General features: G+C 60.4%; 25 protein-coding genes. 9 read left to right on the top strand and 16 right to left on the bottom strand.

Annotated features, from left to right (window positions below; genetic code table 11):
- Positions 1-63: 63 nt before the first annotated feature.
- From ACP15I_RS00800 to ACP15I_RS00725, 16 genes are all read right to left on the bottom strand, one after another.
- A complete protein-coding gene (locus tag ACP15I_RS00800; protein ID WP_424973483.1) occupies positions 64-486 on the bottom strand; it encodes a DUF6362 family protein in 423 nt (140 codons plus the stop codon).
- A complete protein-coding gene (locus tag ACP15I_RS00795) occupies positions 479-673 on the bottom strand; it encodes a hypothetical protein (protein ID WP_424974101.1) in 195 nt (64 codons plus the stop codon). The genes ACP15I_RS00800 and ACP15I_RS00795 overlap by 8 nt, the downstream gene beginning before the upstream one ends.
- Positions 674-678: 5 nt before the next feature.
- A complete protein-coding gene (locus ACP15I_RS00790) occupies positions 679-1,200 on the bottom strand; it encodes a crossover junction endodeoxyribonuclease RuvC (RefSeq protein WP_424974100.1) in 522 nt (173 codons plus the stop codon).
- A gap of 377 nt (positions 1,201-1,577) precedes the next feature.
- Positions 1,578-3,998, bottom strand: a complete 2,421-nt coding sequence (locus tag ACP15I_RS00785; RefSeq protein ID WP_424973482.1) for an AAA family ATPase — start codon at positions 3,996-3,998, stop codon at positions 1,578-1,580.
- Entirely contained in the window at positions 3,950-4,708 is a 759-nt protein-coding gene (locus ACP15I_RS00780; protein ID WP_424973481.1) for a hypothetical protein, read from the bottom strand. The genes ACP15I_RS00785 and ACP15I_RS00780 overlap by 49 nt, the downstream gene beginning before the upstream one ends.
- Positions 4,708-4,914, bottom strand: a complete 207-nt coding sequence (locus ACP15I_RS00775) for a DUF6511 domain-containing protein (RefSeq protein WP_424973480.1) — start codon at positions 4,912-4,914, stop codon at positions 4,708-4,710. Before ACP15I_RS00775 ends, ACP15I_RS00780 begins: the two co-directional genes overlap by 1 nt.
- Positions 4,907-5,125, bottom strand: a complete 219-nt coding sequence (locus tag ACP15I_RS00770; RefSeq protein WP_424973479.1) for a hypothetical protein — start codon at positions 5,123-5,125, stop codon at positions 4,907-4,909. Before ACP15I_RS00770 ends, ACP15I_RS00775 begins: the two co-directional genes overlap by 8 nt.
- Positions 5,122-6,804: a DEAD/DEAH box helicase gene (locus ACP15I_RS00765; protein WP_424973478.1), complete on the bottom strand. Its 1,683-nt coding sequence runs from the start codon at positions 6,802-6,804 to the stop codon at positions 5,122-5,124. The genes ACP15I_RS00770 and ACP15I_RS00765 overlap by 4 nt, the downstream gene beginning before the upstream one ends.
- Positions 6,805-6,817: 13 nt before the next feature.
- A complete protein-coding gene (locus tag ACP15I_RS00760) occupies positions 6,818-7,429 on the bottom strand; it encodes a hypothetical protein (RefSeq protein ID WP_424973477.1) in 612 nt (203 codons plus the stop codon).
- 19 nt (positions 7,430-7,448) lie between these two features.
- Entirely contained in the window at positions 7,449-8,324 is an 876-nt protein-coding gene (locus ACP15I_RS00755; protein WP_424973476.1) for an ATP-binding protein, read from the bottom strand.
- Entirely contained in the window at positions 8,321-8,854 is a 534-nt protein-coding gene (locus ACP15I_RS00750; protein ID WP_424973474.1) for a hypothetical protein, read from the bottom strand. Before ACP15I_RS00750 ends, ACP15I_RS00755 begins: the two co-directional genes overlap by 4 nt.
- Positions 8,854-9,207: a hypothetical protein gene (locus ACP15I_RS00745; protein WP_170846693.1), complete on the bottom strand. Its 354-nt coding sequence runs from the start codon at positions 9,205-9,207 to the stop codon at positions 8,854-8,856. Before ACP15I_RS00745 ends, ACP15I_RS00750 begins: the two co-directional genes overlap by 1 nt.
- Positions 9,208-9,229: 22 nt before the next feature.
- Positions 9,230-9,826, bottom strand: a complete 597-nt coding sequence (locus ACP15I_RS00740) for a sigma factor (RefSeq protein ID WP_424973473.1) — start codon at positions 9,824-9,826, stop codon at positions 9,230-9,232.
- A gap of 153 nt (positions 9,827-9,979) precedes the next feature.
- Positions 9,980-11,635: a GmrSD restriction endonuclease domain-containing protein gene (locus ACP15I_RS00735; RefSeq protein ID WP_424973472.1), complete on the bottom strand. Its 1,656-nt coding sequence runs from the start codon at positions 11,633-11,635 to the stop codon at positions 9,980-9,982.
- 149 nt (positions 11,636-11,784) lie between these two features.
- Positions 11,785-12,723, bottom strand: coding sequence for a hypothetical protein (locus ACP15I_RS00730; protein ID WP_424973471.1), 939 nt, complete (start codon positions 12,721-12,723; stop codon positions 11,785-11,787).
- The gene (locus tag ACP15I_RS00725) at positions 12,683-13,924 is read right to left on the bottom strand and encodes a hypothetical protein (protein ID WP_424973470.1); all 1,242 of its coding nucleotides are present in this window, start codon (positions 13,922-13,924) and stop codon (positions 12,683-12,685) included. Before ACP15I_RS00725 ends, ACP15I_RS00730 begins: the two co-directional genes overlap by 41 nt.
- 338 nt (positions 13,925-14,262) lie before the next feature.
- Here ACP15I_RS00725 and ACP15I_RS00720 point away from each other — a divergent pair, with 338 nt between their 5' ends.
- From ACP15I_RS00720 to ACP15I_RS00680, 9 genes are all read left to right on the top strand, one after another.
- Positions 14,263-14,715 (top strand): DUF2924 domain-containing protein, encoded by a 453-nt coding sequence (locus tag ACP15I_RS00720; RefSeq protein WP_424973469.1) that lies wholly within the window; start codon positions 14,263-14,265, stop codon positions 14,713-14,715.
- Positions 14,712-16,022 carry a recombinase family protein gene (locus ACP15I_RS00715; protein ID WP_424973468.1) on the top strand — a complete coding sequence of 437 codons (1,311 nt, stop codon included), beginning with the start codon at positions 14,712-14,714 and terminating at the stop codon, positions 16,020-16,022. The genes ACP15I_RS00720 and ACP15I_RS00715 overlap by 4 nt, the downstream gene beginning before the upstream one ends.
- A complete protein-coding gene (locus ACP15I_RS00710; protein ID WP_424973467.1) occupies positions 16,019-16,426 on the top strand; it encodes a hypothetical protein in 408 nt (135 codons plus the stop codon). The genes ACP15I_RS00715 and ACP15I_RS00710 overlap by 4 nt, the downstream gene beginning before the upstream one ends.
- A gap of 70 nt (positions 16,427-16,496) precedes the next feature.
- Complete coding sequence (locus ACP15I_RS00705; protein ID WP_424973466.1) at positions 16,497-17,012, top strand: DUF488 family protein; 516 nt, start codon at positions 16,497-16,499, stop codon at positions 17,010-17,012.
- The gene (locus ACP15I_RS00700) at positions 16,951-17,715 is read left to right on the top strand and encodes a hypothetical protein (RefSeq protein WP_424973465.1); all 765 of its coding nucleotides are present in this window, start codon (positions 16,951-16,953) and stop codon (positions 17,713-17,715) included. Before ACP15I_RS00705 ends, ACP15I_RS00700 begins: the two co-directional genes overlap by 62 nt.
- Before the next feature lie 256 nt (positions 17,716-17,971).
- Positions 17,972-18,175 (top strand): type II toxin-antitoxin system Phd/YefM family antitoxin, encoded by a 204-nt coding sequence (locus tag ACP15I_RS00695; RefSeq protein ID WP_424973464.1) that lies wholly within the window; start codon positions 17,972-17,974, stop codon positions 18,173-18,175.
- Positions 18,172-20,286 (top strand): N-6 DNA methylase, encoded by a 2,115-nt coding sequence (locus ACP15I_RS00690; protein WP_424973463.1) that lies wholly within the window; start codon positions 18,172-18,174, stop codon positions 20,284-20,286. Before ACP15I_RS00695 ends, ACP15I_RS00690 begins: the two co-directional genes overlap by 4 nt.
- Positions 20,283-21,485, top strand: a complete 1,203-nt coding sequence (locus ACP15I_RS00685) for a restriction endonuclease subunit S (protein WP_424973462.1) — start codon at positions 20,283-20,285, stop codon at positions 21,483-21,485. The genes ACP15I_RS00690 and ACP15I_RS00685 overlap by 4 nt, the downstream gene beginning before the upstream one ends.
- Entirely contained in the window at positions 21,482-22,276 is a 795-nt protein-coding gene (locus ACP15I_RS00680) for a hypothetical protein (RefSeq protein ID WP_424973461.1), read from the top strand. Before ACP15I_RS00685 ends, ACP15I_RS00680 begins: the two co-directional genes overlap by 4 nt.
- Positions 22,277-22,285: the final 9 nt, after the last annotated feature.

Here is a 22,285-nt window from a genome sequence, read left to right as displayed (position 1 = left end):
AATCCGGATCGAACTCCCTACTATTTGTAGGGGTTTATCAGAGTAGCCACCCCGCATCTAGACCTACCGTGCCTTCCCAATAACGAAATCCCTGGACCTGTTCCGCGGTGCCTGCCTTCCGTTCAACCTCCAAACGATGACAGCAATGCCGTACTGCCACCTGCGGTTCGCAGTCGCCCGACTAATCCCCATCTGCCAGCAGATCGGCTTCCACGGCGTGCGCTCGGCCCGCAGCCAGACGATCCGGGCATCATCCCGTTCCAGCCAGCGCAGCCAGAGCAACGCCTCCTCGGCTTCGGTGATCTGGCGCGGTCCCGGCCGGGGCCGCCGCATCTGGGGTTCCTGTCCGACCTTGTCCGCGAAGCTGTGAAAATACTCGGGCCAGGCATTAAAGAAGCCCTTAGGCATGACGCCGGGCAAGGTGCGGAAGACTTCGGCCGCGCTCTCCAGCTGGTCCTCCACGCGCGCTGTGGTCCACTCACCCATGGCGCGCCTCCGGTTCCCGCTTGCCGTAAAGGCGCTCGCCAAGCTGGCGCACCAATTCCCGCTCGGGCCAGGTCAACCGGTCATCGTCAATGGCGACGGCCAGCAGCCCCTGTTCCTTCCAGCCGTCCCGTTTGACCTCTTCGGGCTGGCGGCGGTGCCCGCCATAACCCCTCGGCGTGAACCGCATGCCGGTCATTGTGCACCTCCTTGGGTTTCCATGGCCCAGAGCAGGATCGCGATGGCGTCTGCCTCGTTGTCATCGGCCGGGCTGAAGCCGCGTGCCCGGGCGGATGCGATCATGGCCTCCTTGTTGGCGTTGCCCTTTCCGGTTGCGAACCGTTTGATAGTGCCGACGGGCACGCCCTCGTAAGGCACACCGCGCATCTCGGCCCACGCGGTCAAGGTGGCCATGAGGCCCCCATAGACGTGGGCTGCGTCGGTGCCCGCGTGGCGGCGGACTTCCTCGAACCAGATGGCAGCGATGGGACCGGACAGCCTGTCCAACTCGCCCAGCCAGTTGCTGAAGCGCAAGTACCGCATTCCACCGCCATCGAAGCGGCCATTGCGGAACGATGCTGTGCCGCTGGTGATCAGCCCGTCGGTGCCATGCAGCGCCCAGCCCGTGGTTGTGCCAAGATCGAGCGCCAGCAATGTGCGCTGGCCGGTAAACGCGGGCGGCACATTTCGGACGGCGTTCTGATTGGGGTTGGTCATGGTCTGGTCCGCCATGGGCTTTCTCCTTTTGTGATTGGCTGCTCGAGGGGTGGAACGGGTCAGACTGCGACCCGAGAAATTGCCCAGGGGTAGGTGGTGGCTCTCCCCGCCTGTAGCGGGGAGGACACCTACCCCTTTAGGGGGGACTTTTCTGAAATCTGAAATCTGGCGCAGCGCACTGATTTTGTTGACAAAATCCAGATTGCGGAGCAGATTTCGGAAACACCCTTCCGAAATCTGGAAAGGACGTTCCAAACCCCTGAAGCCAAATGGAAAAAGCCAGATTCCAGATTTCGCCAGGATTTCAGATTTTGCAAAATCTGGCCAGATTTCGGAACTTTGCGGCCAGATTTCGGGAGGCGAAACTGCGTGTTTCATCATGCGTCCTCCACCTCCCGATAGACCCAGACGGAGGGGTTTTCGACGGGCAGAACGGCACCGGTCTGTGGGCATTTGTAGTGGCTGGGCAGGACGTCGATCAGCTCTGGCGAGACCTCTCCGGTGCCTGGATCGACACGCTCCCGGCTGGTCGCCAGACGCATGGTCTCGACGCAGAGATAGCCGTATTTGCTCCGCTCTGTCGCCAGATCCAGCGCTGTCGCAGCGGCCCCGCGGACGAACTTCACGTAGCCTTTCGTGGTCAGCACGTTCAGTCGTTCGCGGATGATCGATTGCCCGCCAAGACCCCCGGTGTTCTCGAAGGTCTCAGCGAAATGGGTCATCGTGTACATCCGACCCTGAAGGGCCTCTTCGTACAGCAGGCCGCAGATCACCTCGGCCTTGCGGTCCCGTTCTGCGTCGTGCTTCGCCCCAACGTCCTGGCGCACCAGACGCTCGTTCATCGGGTTGATCTCGACCCATTGGCCGCCGACCTTGTCGATCAGCTTGGAAGGCAGCGCCGGACCATTCCGAAGTTCAATCTCCAGCTTGCGTTCAGCGGCCTCCTCGTCGGGTCGATGCAGGATCAGGCCGGAGGTGTAGAAGCCCCGCAGGGCGCTGGCGCCGGAGAGCGCGAGGAAGGGATCGTCCTTCACCTGCTGCTTGCTGAGCTTCTTGGTGTGGTGGATCAGGATCACCCCGCAGTCGGGGTCGATATGGTCGCGCAGGACTTCGATGCGTTCCTTGAGGAAGAACATCATGGCGGTGTTGTCGTTTTCGCCGCCGCCATCGGGACCGCCGTCAAAGAGGTTCCGGATCGGGTCGACGCAAAGGATGTCGGGCGGTTCGTCGGGGAACGCGGTCTGGATAGCGCGCGCCACGCGTACGCTGCCTTCATTATCGAGCAGCATCTTCAGCTTTGGCGTCGCTACAAAGGTGTCGCGCGCGGCGGCCAATACCTCTGGCGGCAGGGCAATCTGCTTCAGCCGTTCCCGCAGATAATGATACTGGATCTCCGCTTGCAGATAGAAGATCCGCAGCGGACGCGGCGGGGTGAAGCCGAGGAACGGCGCACCTGCCGCCATGTGCACGAGCCAGGAGATCAGCAGGTCGCTTTTGCCGACCTTTGGCGCGCCGCCCAGCACCAGGAGTCCGCCCGGCGTCAGGACGCGGGGTGCGATGATGTCTTCGGGCATCGGGCTCTGGTCGTCCAGCAGAGCGCCGAGGGTGAAAGTGGGCATCTCGACCGGCCCCGGTGTGCCGGAGTCCAATCGGATAACCGGCGGTCCGTATTTCTCGACATGCCGATCCCAGAGCCGCTCGGACTCGCGCTTGAGCCGTTCGACTGGCCACTGGGGCCGCAACATCGCGGCGTTGTAGCCACAGATGCCTTCCCAGCCTTCGTCCTTTGACATCCGGCCCTCGTGGACCATGCGGATGAAATGCCCGATCGCGGCGGATGCGCCCTCGAAACGGGACCAATCATCCTGCGCACCCTCGCGCACTGGGGTGATCAGAACCTCGTCGATGGCGGGTTTGTCGGGATGGCTGAATTCGGGCTGCAGGGACACGCCCGCCGCGGGCGACATGTCGGTCACGGCCTCGATGAACTCGGCCAGATCACGCTCGTGGGCGGCGTTCAGCTCGACAATGCGCACCTGCGTTTTCAGGCTGTTCTTGTAGTAGACTGAGCCTGCCACCCGGATCGGCTGATGGGCGGATCGGAAATGCATGTCGCCACCGACCTTGGCGGCAATGTCGCCGCGCAGACGGCAGACGCGCGCTATGTCATCCCCCTCGGCGGGCTCGGTTAGCGCCCACCAGACATGGCACTTTCGCTGTCCCTCCGGCGTCACGCCACCGCTTTCCACCACCATGGTCGGCGTACCAAGATGGCGCTCCAGATGGGCACGCTTTGCGGCAATGTCTCCGGTGTCGAGGTCGACGACCACGGTTTGCATTTGCTGGATTTCCGTAGCCTTGGCCTGGCCTGACGCAGCCACAGTGCCGGGGATCACGTAGACCGCTGCGCCCTCGCGTGAGGCCCATGTGGCGAAGGTTGCCATCTTCTCCGGGGCGGCCTGATCCACCTCGAGCCAGATATTGTGCGGGCGGCCATCGATGCCCTGGCCCTTGTCGATAAAACTGCGGACCGGAATCAGGCCGTCGCAGTAGCCGAAGACGACCTGCATGAACTGGGCGATCTGCTCAGGGTCCGGCTCATCGCCGAACACATCAATCTGCGGGGCCGCGTCGTTGAAGTCGCGCCACGGATTGAAGTGGACGATGTTTTCCGCGGGCATGTCGGGCGTTGTGTCGTCGCGCATGGGTGTGTCCTGGACGGGGTCTGATGGTTCGGCGGGGTCGTCTGTCATCCAGCCAGCCTCCAACACCGCTCGGCGTGGGCGCAGAACCGGCATTCGAAGAAGTCGCGGTTGGCGGCGATGCGGGGCAGCAGTTCACCTGCGTCTGTGGCCTGCAGGATCCGCACCGCGCGGTCGGAAATGCGCTGCGCGAGATCGGCATCGAAGGGGACGAGCTCATGGTGCAGCTCGGCCGTGTCCTTGTTGATCGCGGTGAACAGCGCCGGTGCGGCCGAAATTCCCGGCACCGAGGGCTCCATGTAGGCCTGATAGATCGCGATCTGGGCGGCATAGACGGGTTTGGAGACAGTCACCCCGTCCTTGACGCAGGCGCGCCAGTTCTTCGCGTTCATGGTCTTGCATTCCCAAAGCGCCGGGGCGCGCATGCCAAGCGCTGCCGGGGCATCAGCGATGATCCCGTCGACATGGCCCCGGATGCGACCACCCGCGACGGAAAAGCCGAACTGGCCGCCATCGCGTTTTTGGGTCGCCAGATCGATCCCGGCCGCGCGCAGCCAGCGGATCGCCAGATCCTCGAGTTGATGACCAATCGCGAAGATCCGCAGCGTCTGCCCGCCGAAGTGGGCACCCTCATCCTTGGGTGCACCGGCGAACTCGAACTGAAGCGCGCGTTCGCAAGCATGCCCCAAGCGGGATGCGCCGAGATAGATCCGGGGTGGCGTGGCCTCGCGCTCGGCAATGAGAGCGGCGTCGATCAGTTTGTTGATCCGCTCGGCCATGGAGGGGCGATGATTGAAATCCAGCATCAGAACGGCACCTCCGGTGTCTGGGCCCGGGCGATGTCGGACATGGCCTCACGGAATCCCTCGACGGCCTCTTCGATCAGGGCACGCACCTGTGCCTCGGTCAGATCCGCGAACGCGGTCTGCCAGCCGATCTCGTCCATCAGCAGCGCGACGCGTTTCATGGTGGCGGTGACGGCGGCGCGTTCTTCTTCTGTCAGGTCAACCATCGCAAAACGCTCCCGCGCCAAACGCGTCCACAAGCCTTGGCAGTGCATCGAGCAGAACCAGACCGATGGCCGGGGCCGCCTCGACCGGACCGGATCGCGCCAGCCAAAACCACGCGTGGGTTGCTGGCAGACAGCACAGAGCGTTCCACGCGGATGCCAGAGACGCCGCCGTTCCTCGGCCGTGATGGGGGCTGAAGATTTCATGGGTCATGCCGCCCTCCGTTCGGGACCAGCCACCGCATTTACGGCTGCATGGATGGCGCGCTTGTTGAAGCCGAAGGTCATCAGCGCCGAGGCACGGTAGCGCGTCAGACCGAAGTCGTGGCGGCACTCGGGCGGCAGGTATTTCAGCTGCTTGTCCGTCGGTGGCTGGCGCAGCCATCCTCGCGTCTTAAAGGCGCTTTCATCACTCTCGTGGGTGTTGAGCCAGTCATCGGCCTGCGCGAGGCAGACGGTGCGTTCGCCGACGCCCAACAAGCGTGGCCGCTCGCCCTTGGCCCCGCCGATGGCGTACCAGACGCCCTCCATCCAGAAGATGCCGCCCCAGGCGGTGAAGCCCGTGGCCATCAGCGCGTCGTCCGTCCCGAAGAGATCGACCCATGCGAAACTGGACCGTTTCAGCAGATCGATCTCGGTCATGACAAAACCCGAGAGCGGCACTGCGTCCGCGCCGGTCTCGCCTTCGTCCTGCAGCAATACCTCGCCGCAGAGCGGGCATTCAGTGGCGGCGAGCGGGATCTCTGCCGCGCACGCCGGGCAAGTTTTCGTCGGGGCCTCGCCGGTGCCGATCTTGCCATCCAGATCGACATCCTGTTCCAGCGTGCCGTGGATCAGGCTCGACGTCCCGAAATCAAGCACAACGCAGTCGGTCTTGACCAGCCCCGGGTGTTCCTCCGGATTGACTGTGCGCAGCCCGCGCCCGACCATCTGGATCATGGTGGATTTGTAGGAACTGGGGCGCAGCAGCACGACGCAGGACGTCGGCGGATGATCCCAGCCTTCCGTCAACACGGCCACGTTAACGACCACGCGGATATTGCCCGCCGCGTAATCGGCGAGGATGGCCTTGCGAGTCTCGGCCGCGAGATCCCCGTGGATCAGCGCGGCGGATATCCCAGCCGCCTTGAACGCTTCGGTCACATGGTCCGCGTGGGCGACGGTGGAACAGAACACGACCGTCTGACGATCTCCCGCCTTCTCACGCCAGTGGCGGATCACTTCGTCGGTGACGGGTGCGCGGTCCATGATGTCCGCCACCTCGGTCATGTCGAAATCCGCGCTGGTCTTGCGGACGGATTTCAATTCCTCCTGCACGCCCACATCGATCACGAAGGTCCGTGGCGGCACGAGGTGTCCAGACGAGATCAAATCGCCCAAACGCACCTGGTCGGCGACATTGTCAAAGACCTCTCGCAGACCTTTGCGATCGCCACGGGTCGGTGTCGCCGTCACCCCGAACACCCGGGCGTCAGGATTGGCGTCGCGCACCCGGTCGATGATGCGGCGGTAGCTGTCCGCCACCGCGTGATGCGCCTCGTCGATCACCAGCAGATCAAGGCGCGGCATGTCGGCCAGGTTCGACGCCCGTGCCAGCGTCGGCACCATGGCGAAGGTGACGTCACCGCTCCAGGATTTCTCGGTGGCGTCGATCACCGAGGTGGATGCCTCCGGCACCACACGCTGGAACTTGGCGCGGTTCTGCGCCGTGAGCTCGTCACGATGGGCCAGAACACAGGCCTTGGCACCGCCGCTGATCATCTCGCCGGTGACCGCCGAGAGCATGATGGTCTTGCCCGCGCCGGTGGGTGCCACGCCGAGCGTGTTGCCGCGGGAGGCGAGCGCTGCAACACTGCGCTCGACAAAGGTCTTCTGGCGGGGGCGAAGGCGCATGACCGATCCCCCCTTACTGTGCCCAGCTCGGCCGCCCGGGAGCACCGGGGTTGGCCGCTGGCGGATTTGACGAGGACGTTGGGGCGGCAGCATTCTGCTGCGGGGCATTGCCGCTGAACTGCAGGGGCGCCGTGCCCATGATCTGCGCATAGTCGCGATGATCGGGCGTGACCGCGCTGCGGATCTCGTTCTTGTCGTCACCGCTTGCATCGGTGCCGATGTCGATGCGAGCGATGAACTCGATGCCGTCCAAATCGGCAAAGCCGCTGATGCGCCGCGCGGCTTGCGCCTCGGCCGACATGTCCTTGTCGGAAATCCCGCGCGCCGAGTTCAGCATGCCGCGCACCAGGCTGCGGCCCATATTGGTCCAGTCCGGCCCCTTTGGGCTGTATAGGCCAATCAGCGTGAAAATCTTGCGTCGGGCATATGGACCCTCGGTCACGGTGAACTCGCCGTTCAGGTACACCGCACCGGTGGAGCCGCGCGTCGCATAGCCGCCGGTCCAGCCCTGCGCGGCATCGTCGAAACCACCGGGGCGGATGGTCAGGCGGACCTTGGCCAGCGTACCCTTGGGGATGAGATTGGTGTTGCTCTGCGCGTCATTGAAGTCGTTCCAGGAACCCATGGGGAACCTCCTTTTCTGATCAGGATTGTGGTTGGGATTGGTCGTCAGCCGCCGGATCGGCGGGCGGCGGGGCGTAGGTCAGGCGATCCACCGCTGGGGCTGCAGGCGTCCGGATCTTTGCCATCAGTCGGCCGAGATGGGGTTCTTCGACTTGAGCCAGGCGGCCGGAGCGATCCTTGGCCGGAAAGCTCCAGGGGTTGATCGTGTGGCAGACAAAGGCGCGATACGGATCGCCGCCTTCAGACTTCAGTTCCGCCATGGTGATCACCTCATCGACGATCCCCGGCAGTTCCAACCCAGTCTTTGAGCCGTCGATCTGCGGCTGGAACACCTTGCGGTTGAAGTCGTCGAGCTTCTCGTCGAGGATCCCGACGAACCAGACGTTCTTCGCCCGCGTGTGCTGGAGATGGGTGAGCCAGCCGATCATCTCGCGGCCGTGCAACCCGTAGGCCCCGCGCACATCTGGCTTGCCGGTCTTCTCCGACAGCGCCTCGGGCTGGCCCTTGCACCAGCCGAAGCACAACCGCCCCGCTACGGTGATCGAGTCCACGAAGATGGTGTCGTAGCGATCGAGTGCTGCCGGATCGCCGAAACGGTCGCAGACGGCGGCATAGTGCGCCGGGCTGTAGGGCTGCTCATCGCGTAGCGCCGGGTTGGGCCCACCGATGAACACCGCGAAATCCCGGCACTCCGTCCATGTGCGCGGACGGATGCTGTCACCGGCCCAGCCCTCGATGGCCAGATCGCCAGCTTCGAGATCCATGAACAAGGTGCGGTCGGGATCAAGGGTCCAGAGCAGGCTTGTTTTGCCAATACCGCTCTTGCCGAAGATGCAGCCCTTGATGCCGCGCGGTTCGGCCAGCCGCTGGTCGGCGCTGATGATGGGGAGACTCACTGGTCTGCCCCCTGTGCGAGGATCTCGACCTTCAGCGTTCCGGGACGGACAGTGCGCGCGGGCTCGAAGCCCTGCCGGATCGCCTCGGGCCAGTTCGCGTATTTGCGTTCGGGCACCTTGTAAGCGAGATCGACATATTCGGCGGGATCGTCGCCTGCATCGCGGATCCGAGAGACCATGTCGGCCAGCCGACCCTGGTCCCAGTCCACCCGCTTCGGCAGGTCGGCAACCACGGTGAAATCACCATCGTCGAACCGAACCGAGCCGGTGTCCTTGGCCTGAACCTGCCGTTCTTCGGCGGCCCGGGTGGCATAACGGATGGCCAGTCCGGCATCGAAGCGGGTCTTGGCCGCCTTGTCACGCTTCAGGTGCTCGTCGATCTCGCGCTGCAGGATTGCCAGCAACTCGACCGGCAAGGCCGCGATCTCGGCGGCGCTGAGAGATGGCAGATCGTCAGGCGTGGGGGTATTCTCGGGGAATGGCATGAAATGGTCTCCGTGATCGGTGAAAAAGGATTGGAAGGCGGGCATCACGCGGCCTCCTGTTCGGCGAGCAGCAGCTCGGAGAGCGAGACGGCAGCAGCTTTGGGCTTGGGTCGGGCGACGGCGATGTAGGCGAACTGATCCGGGCCCACGCGTTCCTGCACGAGATGCACGAGACCCTGCTCGGCGGCCCAGAAGGCCCGCGATCCAAGCCTGCTCAATTCGGCCCGCGCCGCATCCGATAGCCCCGAAAACACAGGGAAGATGTCGAGCACCAGAAAGCCGCGATGGTATTCCAGCCGGTCGCCGGGAACGGCCTGCGCCACCCAGGCGCAGAACTCAATCTCGGACAGCGGTCGGCTGGCGCGAACGGTAATAAAGGGTGTGGTTCCCATGAACATGATCTCCTCCTTTCGCCTCTACTCAGGCCGCAGCCACATCGTCCCAGGAGAGACCGATGCCATGAGCGGTGAGGACGTGGCGGAGATCGGCAAGGCGGCGGTAAAGCGTGGACCGGCTGCCGAAACCTTCGGAGACCAGCGCCGAAATCGGGCGATGCGCCAGCGCTGCGCATAGACGCCGGTCCTCCGGCGGCAACCGTGAAACCGCGGTTTGCACGGCCTGATGCTGCTCAGTGAATGCACACGCGTTGGTCGCCTGGCCGTGCCAAGCAGACAGCCCATCGTCCTCACCGATGGTCTCGGCGAGCGGACGCTGGTCCTCAGAACCCGAGGGCGCATCGAGCGACAGCAACCCGCCACCCTGCGCCCTGCGTTCACGCATTATCCGGATCGCGATCCGTGAGGATTGATTGCGTAGGACCAGACCTGCGAATGCGCCGAGGCTGCCGCGTGCCGGATCAAAAGCTGGCAAGCGGCGCAGAAGATCGATCAGGAGATCCTGACCCAGATCCTCACGATCGCATGCGGGCAAGCCCAGCCGCCGCCGCAGCCTCCAGGCCGCGGAGTCGGCCTCGGAGATGATGGTTTCAATGTCGTCGGGTGAGAGTTCGATCTGCATCGCTGTGCGCCTCGGTCATCGTTTCTGATGAGCCGAAACTGCCGGATGCAGCTGGTGCTTTGGTGGGAACGATCTGGGAAAGTTCTGTGGGTTTCTGGGAGCCGCTAGCGCGACAACCTACCAATATCCCAGCCGGACCGTTGCACGATCAGTTCAAGGGACGGAGCCTTCGCAGAGTTTCTGCATCGACGTGTGGATCAGATCGGCGCGCGTTTCGATGAACTTCTGAAAATCACCGTCAAGCAGATCGTGGTAAGGCACGCGATGGCTTTCGAGCCTGTGCCGAACCTGTTCTTCAGTGGCATTGGCATCCTGCCCGCGCTCCTCAAGATACTGCTTGGGGTTTTTGGCCGCGATCTTTCGATTGGTCTTCCAAGAGATCAGCGCACAATTCAGAGCGGAGTTGACCTCGTGATCGGGGAACTGATCCTGCACAAGGCTACGCGGGTAGACGTGGTGGTACTCGCGAAAGCGCACGTTGTCTGCGGTTGCTTTCGCGCCATCGGCGAAATCATAGCCTCCGCCGTAGAGCGAGACCGCAATGATTGCCCGTCCAAGTCTGTCCTTGCGGCTCGGCCAGCCGCCGCGAATGAGTTCGACAGCCGGAGGCAACGGATTTTGGGCTTCATCAAACAGATCCGGCGCGGCGCTCGAGTCTGGATTTACGATCATGTCCTGGATCGCCTTGTAGTCGGCAAAGGCACGGGTGGTCGCAGTCTTGAGATAGCGATCGGTGAAGCTTGCACGCCAGATTGCTTTCCTGATCAACGTTCGCGCGCGCCCCTCTTGATCCGCACCGTCGACAGGAACATACGCCCATAGCGCACCAGTCAGGTAGACAATCACCTCAGTTGGCAGCAAACGCTCATTGAAAATCGCTTCGTCCCGTAAGAACGACACGCCGCGCTTCAATCCAACCACAACCTGATCCCAAACATTGGCCAGCTCGCTGCCGAACGCTGGATCAAGGTACGTGCGCTTCAGTGGCGGCTTGCCGTTCAGCAAAGCCCCAATCGCCAAGGCCGCGTCTTCTACCTTTCCATAGTCGGCCGCGGCAGGAACTTTTTCGTTGAGTTCGGCAATCATGTCGTGCAACGAGTCGCCGACAGCGCCCTCAAGCTGTGCAACAACGATGTCGAAATCCTTCAGCGGCGATGCCGACGTGTTCATCTTGATGAAGACGTCGAGCGCCGTTTCCTGTTCCGTGGTCACAGGCAGCGACAAGAACGGAATGGGATAAGAGGCAAGCCTTTGGCGCAAACGCATGATGGCTTTGTCAGTCGCCTTGTCCGTCTCCGCTGCCTCGGTCCATTCGTCCATCGCATGCTCGCCTTTGGAACCAGGACAAAGTATCGAAACAGGGAAATAACTGCGCTCCAGACACTCGGCCGGAATGTCAGCCCAAAGCGGCATGCGTTTGCCTGACTTGGAAATGTATCGCTTCACAATTTCGATTTCAGGGCGCTCTTCGTTTTCCAAGGATACGAAAACAGTGAACTCGTCATAGTCATCGATTAATGATCGCCACAAAGCGGTCATGCGCTGCTGCCCATCAAGCAGGTTCATTTGCGGCATGCCCTTTGGATTTGGGGCCCCGGAAAGCGGTCGCGAATGAAAGAGCTCCTTGTCACCAACCTCCAAGAGCAGAAGCGCGCCGATCGGCAGTGACGGTACGCGGAGGATGTTCTCCAGAACACCTTCGATCTGGTTTGGTCGCCACGCCTCGAAACGCTGGAACCTGGGCAGCGTCAAAAGCCCCTCGCGGATCATTGCGAACCAGTCTTCGACCGTCTTCGTGCGGGCTTCCATATGAAATTCCTACGTTAAACTACTGCTTCTGAACGCTACTACAGTCCACAAAGAGAATGACAGCCGCTTTTTCAGCGATGGTGGTACACGGCGATGGTTTGTAGATCCGGCGCAGTCTATTCACGGCCGTGATGCCCGGCAGCCGACGGCTACTCGATAATCCTGATCCGCAACGGGTCGATCTGCAGTCGATAGCCTCTGCCATGTACCGTCTTGATCAGATCCTTGGCATCCGCCTGCGAGAAACCAGAGGCCACGATCTTGTCGCGCATCTCCCGCACAAGATCTGATGCCGCGCGACCGGTTGTGTCCTCAAGATACGCCTTCGAGGCAAGCGTATCCCTTGAAAGCGCTTTGTCCACCAGCCGTCGAAGTGACGGAAAAAGCTGGTGAGGAAAGGAAATGAGGCAATTGCGCCATTCGACTGCGCCCGATTGCACGTGAACGACCAACTCCGCTTCTTCTGATGGGGGATCGAGAACCGCGTTGTCTCGGCTGGCGGAATGCGCGGCAAAGACGGTTTCAAATCCAATGACGTGGACCCCTGCGTCGATCAGATAGGCCGCTCTCTCTGCCGGTGGTCGTGGCGCAACAAGGGTCACCGAGCCTGAACCTGACAACCTTCGCATAATCGGCAAAAGCCCTTCCAGCTTCAGAACTGACGTCTGAAAGATCAGGAAAACAAGTCTCCCAGCCTCTGTTTCACCCAATTTCCAGAGACCTCCCGCGACAGCTACAGCGTGACCTCGCAACGCAGCCTTGGTGGAAATCTCTCCGGCAAGACCGTGGAGATTGATTCGAAAAGACCGGATGTCCTCGGCACTCAGAACCACGTCTTCTCGAGAATCGAGCGGGCAATCGGCTTGGTATCGATCGCCATTCTGTCGAATTGGCCGCGAGATCATTTCGCATTCACAGCGATCGCAGACATCCCACTCGCTTATTGGTGCTACTTCAACCAAGACGCGCTTGCGCAAAAGTCTGTCAAACTCAGATCCGTAATGCGATTGAGCGATAGCCCCCGAGAGAACGGCGTCGTCGCCTGCCTCACTCAGCCGCGTCAATAACTGCAAAATCGTCTCGGTCATTCGTCAGCCCGTTTCGTTCGATCAAGGTCATCACCCGCGCCTCGTGCTGAGTGCGCCGGAACTGCAGGACGCCGGGTGGGCGCAGTTTGACGGTTACCTGTGGTTGTCGCTTACCATCGCCCTTGAACAAAATCCGAAAAACAAATTCGCCAAGACGCCATGCTCCGGCAAACGACACCGGCGTGCCGCCATAGTGCCGAAGCGCTTCCCCGCCAAGATCGCGCGACCGAAGCGTGCGCGCCACCCGTGGATAACCCTTCTTGCCAGGCACCATCAGGTCCGCCGCCGCCTCGATGATCAGGACGCGGTCAATCATGGGATCGTAGGCATGATCAAAAGCGAAATCGGGGCCTGCGAGTTCAATCGGTCTTAGCGTGTAAAGGTCTTGTGCATCGTCACCATCGAAAAAGCCGGGCCGCCCCAGGATGATCGCAGCGAAGAGTTCGGCGATCTCTGGTTGGTGGGCTTTTCTGATCCGCGCGAGCCGAAGCATCCCAGTGTTCTCGGAATATCGCAGCACAGCATGGGCGATCTGCCGAACACTGATGACCCGCTCCTGCAGGCCTTCGACGACCGGCATGGTCGAGACCATGGAGCCGTGACTGACCACGAGGTTGATCTCGTCGCCATCGGCGTAATCACCGACTCGGCAGTAATCTCCCAGGAACGCATCGCGGAACAGGTCAGCGACAGCCGTCTTGAACGCCTCGACCTTTTCTGGCGTCAGATCGATCGCGACGCCCCGTTCCTTGCCGGCGTACTCGTGCAGTCGATCAGCTGCGAGCATCGCCATGTGATCGGCGGCGGCGTCGAACAGGTCGGGATGTTCCAGAAATACCCGGACGGCGATGTGTTTCGGCTCATGTGCCCTGTTAGGCGCATCCTCATCGCCGGTTTTAATGTCCGGAAATAGATCGATGCCCTGACGATCAGCCTGGGTCTGGATAATTTCAAGGCCGCGTTTGTCGCCTAGTTCGGCGATACGGTGGAGATCGGCCCGCAAACCTTCTGGATAACTGTCTTCAGCCCCCGTCAGGAGGTCGTGTAGCGCGCCCCGTGCCACATCTTCTTCCTGATCGAGCACATCGATGGAGAAATCAGTGAATTTGCCTTCGTGACGGGCAAGCAATGCTTTCATCAGGCTCAGATCAATTGTCTTGATGAACCGAGGATTCACGAACTTTTTCAAATTGCCGGCCATCGCGAATCCCCTTTTTCCATGAATTGAATGTTCATAATATGTTCTCACCCATAGGGCCGCAACCGTCGGGCGAACGGTTGGGACGGTTCCCGAGGCCGATGAGTAGAGGCCCAGGGAGACAACCGCCCCGAGGCCCGTATGAAACGACCCAATCCACTCCCACCCTGCCAGATGACGCCCGCAGAACGCCGCGCCGAGCTATGCGGCCCGCTGGCTCTCGGGCTGGTTCGGTTGCGGCTGCGAAATCGGGCGGAAGTATCTGATAAAATTGGAGAAAGTAGCCTACACTATCCGGCCGAAGAATGGCGTCATGCAACTCCAACTCAACGGAGAAATGCATGACCAAACAAGATCCTATTCCAGCCCGCCTGGCCGCGCTCAAGACCACATCGACACCAGACCTGAAGACGCAATGGCGTGAGCTGTTCGACAGCGAACCGCCGCCGTTTAACCGGCGCTATCTGGAAAGCCGCCTCGCCTACCGCATCCAGGAACTGGCCTACGGCGGCCTGAAGCCGGAAACGGTGAAACGGCTGGAAGCACTCGGCGAGCAACTCGATGGCGGTGATCGCAAAAAGAGCCGTATACGCGCCGACCAAATGCCCATCGTCGGCACGCGATTGATCCGCGAATGGCAGGGCGTGAAGCATGTCGTCACCGTGACCGCCGACGGCTTCGACTGGCAGGGTCGCCCTTACAAATCGCTGTCGGCCATTGCTCGCGCCATCACCGGCACGCGCTGGAACGGCTGGGTGTTCTTCGGCCTGAAAAACCATCGGAGGGGCGCATGACCAAACCGATTGTCCGGAAACTGCGCTGCGCGATCTACACCCGCAAATCCTCCGAGGAAGGACTCGAGCAGGAATTCAACAGCCTCCACGCTCAACGAGAAGCTTGTGAAGCCTACATCGCAAGCCAGCGGTCGGAGGGCTGGGTGCTGGTCCGCGATCAATATGATGATGGCGGCATATCCGGCAGCACGCTAGACCGGCCGGGCCTGCAGCAGCTGATGGCAGACATTGAGGACGGGCTGGTCGACGTGGTGGTCGTTTACAAAATCGACCGCCTCAGCCGCTCGCTGGCCGATTTTGCCAAGCTGGTCGAGGTGTTCGATCGGAACGGCGTGACCTTTGTCTCGGTGACGCAGTCTTTCAACACGACAACATCGATGGGTAGGCTAACGCTGAACATCCTGCTCTCGTTCGCGCAGTTCGAGCGGGAGGTGACCGCCGAACGCATCCGCGACAAGGTCGCCGCGAGCCGGAAGAAGGGCATGTGGATGGGCGGGGTGCCGCCCTACGGCTATCGGGTGGAAAACCGGAAGCTGGTGGTCGATGATGAGCGCGCTGACCATGTCCGCTGGATCTTCGCCACGTTTCTCGAGATCGGATCGGGCACGGAGTTGGCCCACGAAGTCGCGAAACGCGGCATCCGCACGCCCCGCGGCAACCGGATCGACAAGAAATACCTCTACCGGATGCTGAACAACCGCGCCTATGTCGGCGAGGCGGTCCACAAGGGCGAGAGCTATCCGGGCGAGCACGATGCGATCATCGACAGGGAGGTCTGGGACAAGGTCCACGCGATCCTGACCGAAAGCCCCCGCAAGCGCGCCGCCCGCACCCGCGCCGATACGCCCGCGCTGCTCAAAGGGCTGCTCTACGGTCCGGATGGCGCGGCGTTCTCCCCGACCCACACGCGGAAGGGCGGCAAGCTCTACCGCTACTATGTCAGCCAGACAGTGCTGAAGCATGGTGCGGGGTCATGCCCGGTTGGCCGGGTTCCAGCAGGCGAGATCGAGGCCGCCGTCATCGACCAGCTCCGCGCCGTGTTCCGCCAACCCGAAATCGTGGCGGGCACATGGAAAGCGGCACACACGCAGGAGGGCGAGATAACCGAGGCCGAAGCTTGTACGGCCCTGCAACAATTCGACCCGCTGTGGGACGAACTGTTCCCCGCCGAACAAGCGCGCATCGTGGCGCTGCTGGTCGAACGCGTCGACATCGGCACGGACGGGCTCAACGTGCGCCTGCGCGTCGACGGCCTCAGTGGCCTTGCGCGCGAGATGCTTGCAGGCGGTATCGAGGCGGCAGCATGACCAGAAGGACGCCGATCCCGGACACCGTGACGCTGCACGTCCCGTTCCACATTGTTAGACGTGGCGGCCGGAAGGAGATGCAAATGCCGGAGGGCGCGGCGCAGGCACGACGAACGGACAACACGCTGGTCAAGGCGCTGTCGCGTGCCTTTCGCTGGCAGAAAATGCTTGAAGGCGGAGCTTTCCCGACGATCTCCGAACTGGCTGCACATGAAGGAATCGCGGCGCCGTATCTCAGCAGAACTCTGCGGTTGGCGCAGCTTGACCCAGATATCGTCGAGGCAATTCTCAGTGGTTGCCAGCCTGCCGATCTCACTCTGGAGGCGCTTCGCAAGCCGCTACCATCTGAGTGGGCGCGCCAAAGAAGCCACTTGGCAGCCCTTTGCCGTCACCATGAAACTTAAGGAATCTGTGCGATTCAGGGGATTCACGACAAGATTCAGGCGTGTTAGGGTTCAAGAAAAGGATACAGGCATGAGCATTCTATTCACCGTTGGGTATGAGGGCACAGATATCGATAGGTTCGTGCGGACTCTGAAGGCTGCCGGGGTCCAACAACTTGCCGATGTGCGTGCGGTTGCAGTTTCACGCAAACCCGGATTTTCTAAGAAAAAGCTTTCCCAGCGCCTCGCTGAAGAAGGCATTGAGTATTTTCATTTCGTCGCACTTGGAGATCCGAAACCTGGCAGGGAAGCGGCCCGTGCAGGCAAATTTGATCTATTTCGTTCGATCTATGGCGACCACATCGAAACAGATGCTGCTCAGGATGCACTTCAGGATCTGAAGGATACGGTCAGCACTGCGGCCACGTGCTTGCTGTGTTTCGAGCGCGACCCAGAAACTTGCCATCGAACGATCGTTGCTCGTGAAGTAACCGATCAACTCGGCTTCAATATTTTTAACCTTTTTGCTGACGATCCAGAGCGCTATGTCCGTCACGCTGCAAAATTGCCGCGTTTCCATCCTAGTGAAAGCGTTACCGCAGCGTAGCGCTACACATGGGGAAACAGTTTGCTGCGCCGGGGTGACGCCCTACGGCGAATTCAAACGGTTATTTCCGGTTCGTTTTCGGCATTTGGGCGAAGGTGCTTCTTTTAAGCGATGGGATTGGGTCGATTTCAAATATCGGCCACCAACAAGCGACCGCAGAAGTGAAAGTTGCCATGTGATGGAGGACTCCATCGTTGTAGACGGGTCAATGCCTGCAAAGGACCGCTCAGCATTTCTCGACCCACTTGTTTCAAACTCGGTGAAAGACGCTGCTGCCGCCGGTAAGTCTCTCGCACTAATTCGGCCCAGGAATACGCGCTTCTATTACAAGGCAAAGGCAGATGCGGAGCTCGAAGCCGAGCGAAAAATCTATGAACAAGCCGCAAGCCAGGGATCCTTTTTTGACAAGCAGCTTGCGGCACTGGAGCCAAGCCCTTTTGAATTTCGCTTCAAATTTGAAGATGGCAGTGGCCCACATGATTACGCAAATGGGGACTGGGAAGCTCATGCCATGTTCTTCAACGGGCGAAGGCGTGAAGGATCGGACAAGGCGACGCTCGACTGGATGAGCGCAACGTTCAACGAACAATACGCAGAACGGGGAATGCTCTTCTGCGTCGGCAACATGGCTAAGCGCCCGCAGACATGGCAGTTGCTCGGCGTTCTTCGGGTTGACGAAACAGATCAACCAGCATTGTTCTAAGCATCTTCGCGATCGCGGCAACGGTCCCAGCCTTCGATACACTTCCCGACCGAAAGTGGACATCCCAAGGGGGAGCATCTGCCTAGCGTGACGCCGGAATTTCCGTGGATAGAGCTCTTTGGGGATTGGAAGCGTTGCGTACATTGCTGCGATTTTGAGGGCCGGAGGCGTCTCTGACGATCAAAACCGGCCCAAGCGCCGACTTGTGTTTTTAGCCAAATTGGCCAAAATGCGCCGGACACAAGCGGAGAGCCAGATGCAGATCTTGACTGCGAAGGACGCGAAGTACGGTTTTGGGAAGTTGATTGATCTCGCCCGAGCAGAGCCGGTCGCAGTAGCCAAGCACGGTCGCACTGTCGTCGTCGTGATGTCAGTCGAAGAATACGAGCGGTTGAAAGCGCTGGATGAAGCTACCGTCACTTCAAAGCGCCATAGCGTAGGAAAGAACACAAGCGAATGATTGCAGACCACCTGACCGGAATTGAGCAGTTCGGTGCAGACCTTTGGAAGATGGCGGATGATCTGCGGGCCAACTCCGGGCTGGCATCCAACGAGTATTTCATGCCCATCATGGGGCTCCTTTTTCTGCGGCAGGCCACGAACCGCTACTACGCAGCTCTCGACTCAATCGAAGCCGACAAAGCTGCAGGAAAAATGCCAGATCGGCCCCTGGTCGATGCAGACTTCCGGCGTCGCCGCGCGATGATGTTGCCTGAAGCGGCCCGCTACGATGTGATCCTCGACATGCCTAAGGACGGTGAGCTCGGCGGGGCGCTGACTGCAGCCATGGAGGCCGTGGAAGAACACTTCCCGCCGCTTGCGGGTCAACTTCCCAAGGACTACGAGCGCTTCGACAACGATCTTCTCGAAAGCATGATGCGCAAGTTTGACACCGAGGCATTGCGCAATGCCTCGGGCGACGTGTTTGGCCGAATCTACGAGTATTTCCTCGCTGAATTTTCCAAGCAGGGCGCCCACGACAACGGAGAGTTCTTCACACCGCCTTCAATCGTTCAGACCATCGTTAACGTCATCGAACCCGACCACGGTATCGTTTTCGACCCGGCCTGCGGCTCGGGAGGCATGTTCGTGCAGTCCAGCCACTTCATCGAGGAAGAAGGCCAAGACACGATGAAACGCGTGACCTTCTACGGTCACGAGAAGAACGAGACGACCGCCAAGCTCGCCCAGACCAACCTTGCTGTTCACGGTCTGCAGGGCACCATCCGAGCCGGGAACGAGGCCATCACCTATTACAAGGATCCGCACGAACTTGTCGGCAAGTGCGACTTTGTGATGGCCAATCCACCGTTCAACGTGGACGAGGTCGACGCCGACAAGGTGAAAGGCGACGCGCGTCTGCCCTTCGGTCTACCCGGCGTGAACAAGGGCAAGAAGATCTCCAACGCCAACTACCTGTGGATGTCCTATTTCTACAGCTACCTGAACGACAGCGGCCGTGCCGGCGTCGTCATGTCGTCACAAGCGTCCAGCGCGGGGCGAGATGAAGCGAAGGTGCGCCAGAAGCTGGTCGAGACCGGTGCTGTCGACGTGATGATCGATATCCGCGGTAACTTCTTCTACACCCGCACCGTGCCGTGTCAGCTCTGGTTTTTTGACAGGGCGAAGGAACGCGATCCGGAACGCGCCGACCACGTCCTGATGCTCGACGCACGTAATATCTATCGGAAAGTGTCGCGCGCCATTTTCGACTTCTCGCCCGAGCAGCAGAAGAACATCGCGGCGATCATCTGGCTCTATCGCGGACAGTCCGACCGATACCTCGAACTCGTCACAAGTTACCTTGCTGAGGCCATCGCGCATGGACAGGCTACGGCCGAACCACTGAGCGGGTTTACAGACACGCTCGCCAAACTGATCGACCAAATGGCCCCGTTTGCCATAGCGGCGCGCGATCCGGACCCGCTGGCGGAGACATGGGCGGAACTGACCGCCGTGCAGGCGACGCTCAAGGACGACATCGCAGGCTTCGCGGCGGAGGTTGCCGGTCGGGCGAAGGCCTGGGCCGAAAGCGCAAATGGAGAAGGCCGCGACAACGATACGCTCCATGCGGCCCGTAAAGGGTTGCATGACATGGCAGAGCGGTGCCGGGATCTGACCAAGCAGATCGATCTAGCGGCGAAGCTGGCGGGGCGCGCTGTCGATGTGGCGACGAAGGAACTGGAGGCGAAAGACTCAGATCTTTGGGTCAACGTAGAGGTCAACAAGGCCCGTAAGGCACTGGAAGGCGTCCGTGCCGACGCGGTGGAGGCGCTGCGGGGCGCGCGGTATTTCGTCAAGCAAGCCGACTGGCTACAGGAACGGTTCCCGGACGCGGTCTTGGCAGATGTCGAAGGGCTGGTGAAGCTGGTGGATCGGGCCGAGATCGCAGAGCATGACTGGAGCCTGACGCCAGGCCGCTATGTCGGCGTCGCGCCCGAGGAGGTGGACGAGGATTTCGACTTCGAGGAGGCACTGCGGTCGATTCACATCGACCTGAAGGGTCTGAACGAGGAGGCGGCAGAGCTTGCGGCGCGGATCGCCCGGAACTTCGAGGAGCTGGGGGCGTGACCATTCCGAAACGGAAGCTGGGTGAACTTGGTGAGTTCCGCAACGGTTTGAACTACTCGAAGGAAAATTTTGGAACAGGCCTGAAGGTCATAAGCGTCAAGGATTTTGGGGACCGGTGGCGACCGGATTTGACAATACTCGATGAGATCAGCCCAGCCGGGATGCGCATAGCGAACTCCAACCTTCAGCGCGGCGACATAGTCTTTGTGCGATCAAATGGAAACAAGGAGCTGATTGGGCGATCCATGCTGATCGAGGACGACCTTGAAGACGTCTCGTTTTCCGGGTTCTGCATTCGCTTCCGGCCGAGTGACCCAAATACAAACAGCAGATTCTTGTCTCTGTTCTTCCGGACGTCTCTTTTCCGCCGTGTTCTCTCTCAGCAGGGCAAAGGCACTAACATCAATAACTTGAATCAGTCAATTCTGGAGCGGATGGAGGTTCCATTTCCGCAGCCAATCGTTCAAGGCAGAATCACTGAAGTCGCCTCTGCCTACGACGACCTGATCGAGAACAACCGGCGGCGGATTGCGCTGTGGGAGGAGGCGGCGCGGCTGCTCTACCGTGAATGGTTCGTCCACTTCCGCTTCCCCGGCCACGAACACGTCAAGATCACCGACGGCGTGCCCGAAGGCTGGGAGCGGCGGACGCTGGGTGATGTAGTTGATGTGATCAAAGACACGGTGAAGCCAGCCGATTTCGCGGAAGACGACATCCACGTTGGCTTGGAACACATCCCGCGCCGGTCATTTACCCTCGCCAATTGGGAGCCCGCCGAGGATCTGGCGAGCGGAAAGAACCGATTTTCCGAAGGCGACATCCTGTTCTGCAAGATCAGGCCATATTTCCACAAAGTCGGCTTCACGCTGCGGTCTGGGCTGGCCTCGTCCGATGCGATCGTCTGGCGGGTCAAGGAAAGCGAGGACTGGCCGCTGGTTGTCTGCGCGACATCCAGCGATCATTTTGTTGCCGTGGCTTCAAAGACGGTGCGCGAAGGTTCCAAGATGCCACGCGCCGATGTGAAGGTCTTGCAGGGCTATTCGATCCCCAAGCCGCCCGAGGGCCTGCTTTCAGTTTTCAACGACACCGTGCTGCCCATCACGCAGCAGTGCAAAACGCTCGCGCTTCAGAACCGAGCACTCTCCCAAGCCCGCGACCTCCTCCTGCCGCGGCTGATGAACGGGGAGATTGCGGTGTGACCATTGAGTGGGAAGCTGATGAACTTAGAGGCTTTGAGAAGTTCCGGCTCAGCCGCAAAGATCACGCGCTATTCTTCATTGAGAATGAGCGCGATTTCGAAGCGCAGCTATATGCCATCAAGGCCGCGTTGTCTCGGAACAAGGAGGCAGAGAAAAAGGCCGTCGAAAATATCGAGCACATGCGGAGCCAAATTGATCTTCTTGACCCGGAAGATCACCGCAACGCAGATCATCTAAACGACCATCTCACGGACATGTTCCATGAAAGCGTCTACTCCGACGCCGCACACTCGATGTCCGCAGTCGGTATGCTGGCCCCATTCATCGAGTCGCTTTTCGTCGCAATCTTCGAGGCTATTCGAAAGGTAGAGAAACCCACGGACGAAGTGGACCCACGACAAAATGCTTTTCGTGATTTGTATTGGAACCCTCAACTCGTCATCAAAAAGGGTGAATTCGGGAATGACCTCATTCGGGGCATCCAAGAGTTGGCAAGGTTTTCTGGATTGGAACTGTTTCTACCGGACGGATATGAAAAGACGCTGACGGCGTTGTTCGCATATAGAAACAACATGTTTCACAATGGCTTCGAATGGCCAGCCAACAAAGTCGAAAAGTTCCAAAACAGGGTAAAGAACAAGCATTGGCCAGAAAATTGGTTCCATCACTCATCCAAAAATGATGTCCCTTGGATCTATTACATGAGCGAGGATTTCATTCAGCACTGCCTGAAGTTGATTGACGAGGTTCTTGATGGCGTCGGAGAGTATTTAGAGAAGCGCGAAGCTTAGCAGACTGAG

Source organism: Dinoroseobacter sp. S124A (genome assembly GCF_049801015.1).
Classification (GTDB): Bacteria; Pseudomonadota; Alphaproteobacteria; order Rhodobacterales; family Rhodobacteraceae; genus Dinoroseobacter.
Note: the sequence above shows the minus strand (reverse complement) of the source record. Positions and strands in the feature narration are given on the sequence as shown.

Bases quoted from the DNA above. Each gene is read 5' to 3' on its own strand.
- ACP15I_RS00775 (WP_424973480.1), bottom strand. From the start codon at position 4,914: ATGGTTGACCTGACAGAAGAAGAACGCGCCGCCGTCACCGCCACCATG.
- ACP15I_RS00800 (WP_424973483.1), bottom strand. From the start codon at position 486: ATGGGTGAGTGGACCACAGCGCGCGTGGAGGACCAGCTGGAGAGCGCG.
- ACP15I_RS00750 (WP_424973474.1), bottom strand. From the start codon at position 8,854: ATGCCCGCCTTCCAATCCTTTTTCACCGATCACGGAGACCATTTCATG.
- ACP15I_RS00715 (WP_424973468.1), top strand. From the start codon at position 14,712: ATGACCAAACCGATTGTCCGGAAACTGCGCTGCGCGATCTACACCCGC.
- ACP15I_RS00690 (WP_424973463.1), top strand. From the start codon at position 18,172: ATGATTGCAGACCACCTGACCGGAATTGAGCAGTTCGGTGCAGACCTT.
- ACP15I_RS00770 (WP_424973479.1), bottom strand. From the start codon at position 5,125: ATGACCCATGAAATCTTCAGCCCCCATCACGGCCGAGGAACGGCGGCG.
- ACP15I_RS00795 (WP_424974101.1), bottom strand. From the start codon at position 673: ATGCGGTTCACGCCGAGGGGTTATGGCGGGCACCGCCGCCAGCCCGAA.
- ACP15I_RS00700 (WP_424973465.1), top strand. From the start codon at position 16,951: ATGTCCGTCACGCTGCAAAATTGCCGCGTTTCCATCCTAGTGAAAGCG.
- ACP15I_RS00760 (WP_424973477.1), bottom strand. From the start codon at position 7,429: ATGGGTTCCTGGAACGACTTCAATGACGCGCAGAGCAACACCAATCTC.
- ACP15I_RS00745 (WP_170846693.1), bottom strand. From the start codon at position 9,207: ATGTTCATGGGAACCACACCCTTTATTACCGTTCGCGCCAGCCGACCG.
- ACP15I_RS00735 (WP_424973472.1), bottom strand. From the start codon at position 11,635: ATGGAAGCCCGCACGAAGACGGTCGAAGACTGGTTCGCAATGATCCGC.
- ACP15I_RS00720 (WP_424973469.1), top strand. From the start codon at position 14,263: ATGACCAAACAAGATCCTATTCCAGCCCGCCTGGCCGCGCTCAAGACC.
- ACP15I_RS00705 (WP_424973466.1), top strand. From the start codon at position 16,497: ATGAGCATTCTATTCACCGTTGGGTATGAGGGCACAGATATCGATAGG.
- ACP15I_RS00710 (WP_424973467.1), top strand. From the start codon at position 16,019: ATGACCAGAAGGACGCCGATCCCGGACACCGTGACGCTGCACGTCCCG.
- ACP15I_RS00765 (WP_424973478.1), bottom strand. From the start codon at position 6,804: ATGCGCCTTCGCCCCCGCCAGAAGACCTTTGTCGAGCGCAGTGTTGCA.
- ACP15I_RS00780 (WP_424973481.1), bottom strand. From the start codon at position 4,708: ATGCTGGATTTCAATCATCGCCCCTCCATGGCCGAGCGGATCAACAAA.
- ACP15I_RS00725 (WP_424973470.1), bottom strand. From the start codon at position 13,924: ATGGCCGGCAATTTGAAAAAGTTCGTGAATCCTCGGTTCATCAAGACA.
- ACP15I_RS00730 (WP_424973471.1), bottom strand. From the start codon at position 12,723: ATGACCGAGACGATTTTGCAGTTATTGACGCGGCTGAGTGAGGCAGGC.
- ACP15I_RS00740 (WP_424973473.1), bottom strand. From the start codon at position 9,826: ATGCAGATCGAACTCTCACCCGACGACATTGAAACCATCATCTCCGAG.
- ACP15I_RS00790 (WP_424974100.1), bottom strand. From the start codon at position 1,200: ATGACCAACCCCAATCAGAACGCCGTCCGAAATGTGCCGCCCGCGTTT.
- ACP15I_RS00695 (WP_424973464.1), top strand. From the start codon at position 17,972: ATGCAGATCTTGACTGCGAAGGACGCGAAGTACGGTTTTGGGAAGTTG.
- ACP15I_RS00785 (WP_424973482.1), bottom strand. From the start codon at position 3,998: ATGCCGGTTCTGCGCCCACGCCGAGCGGTGTTGGAGGCTGGCTGGATG.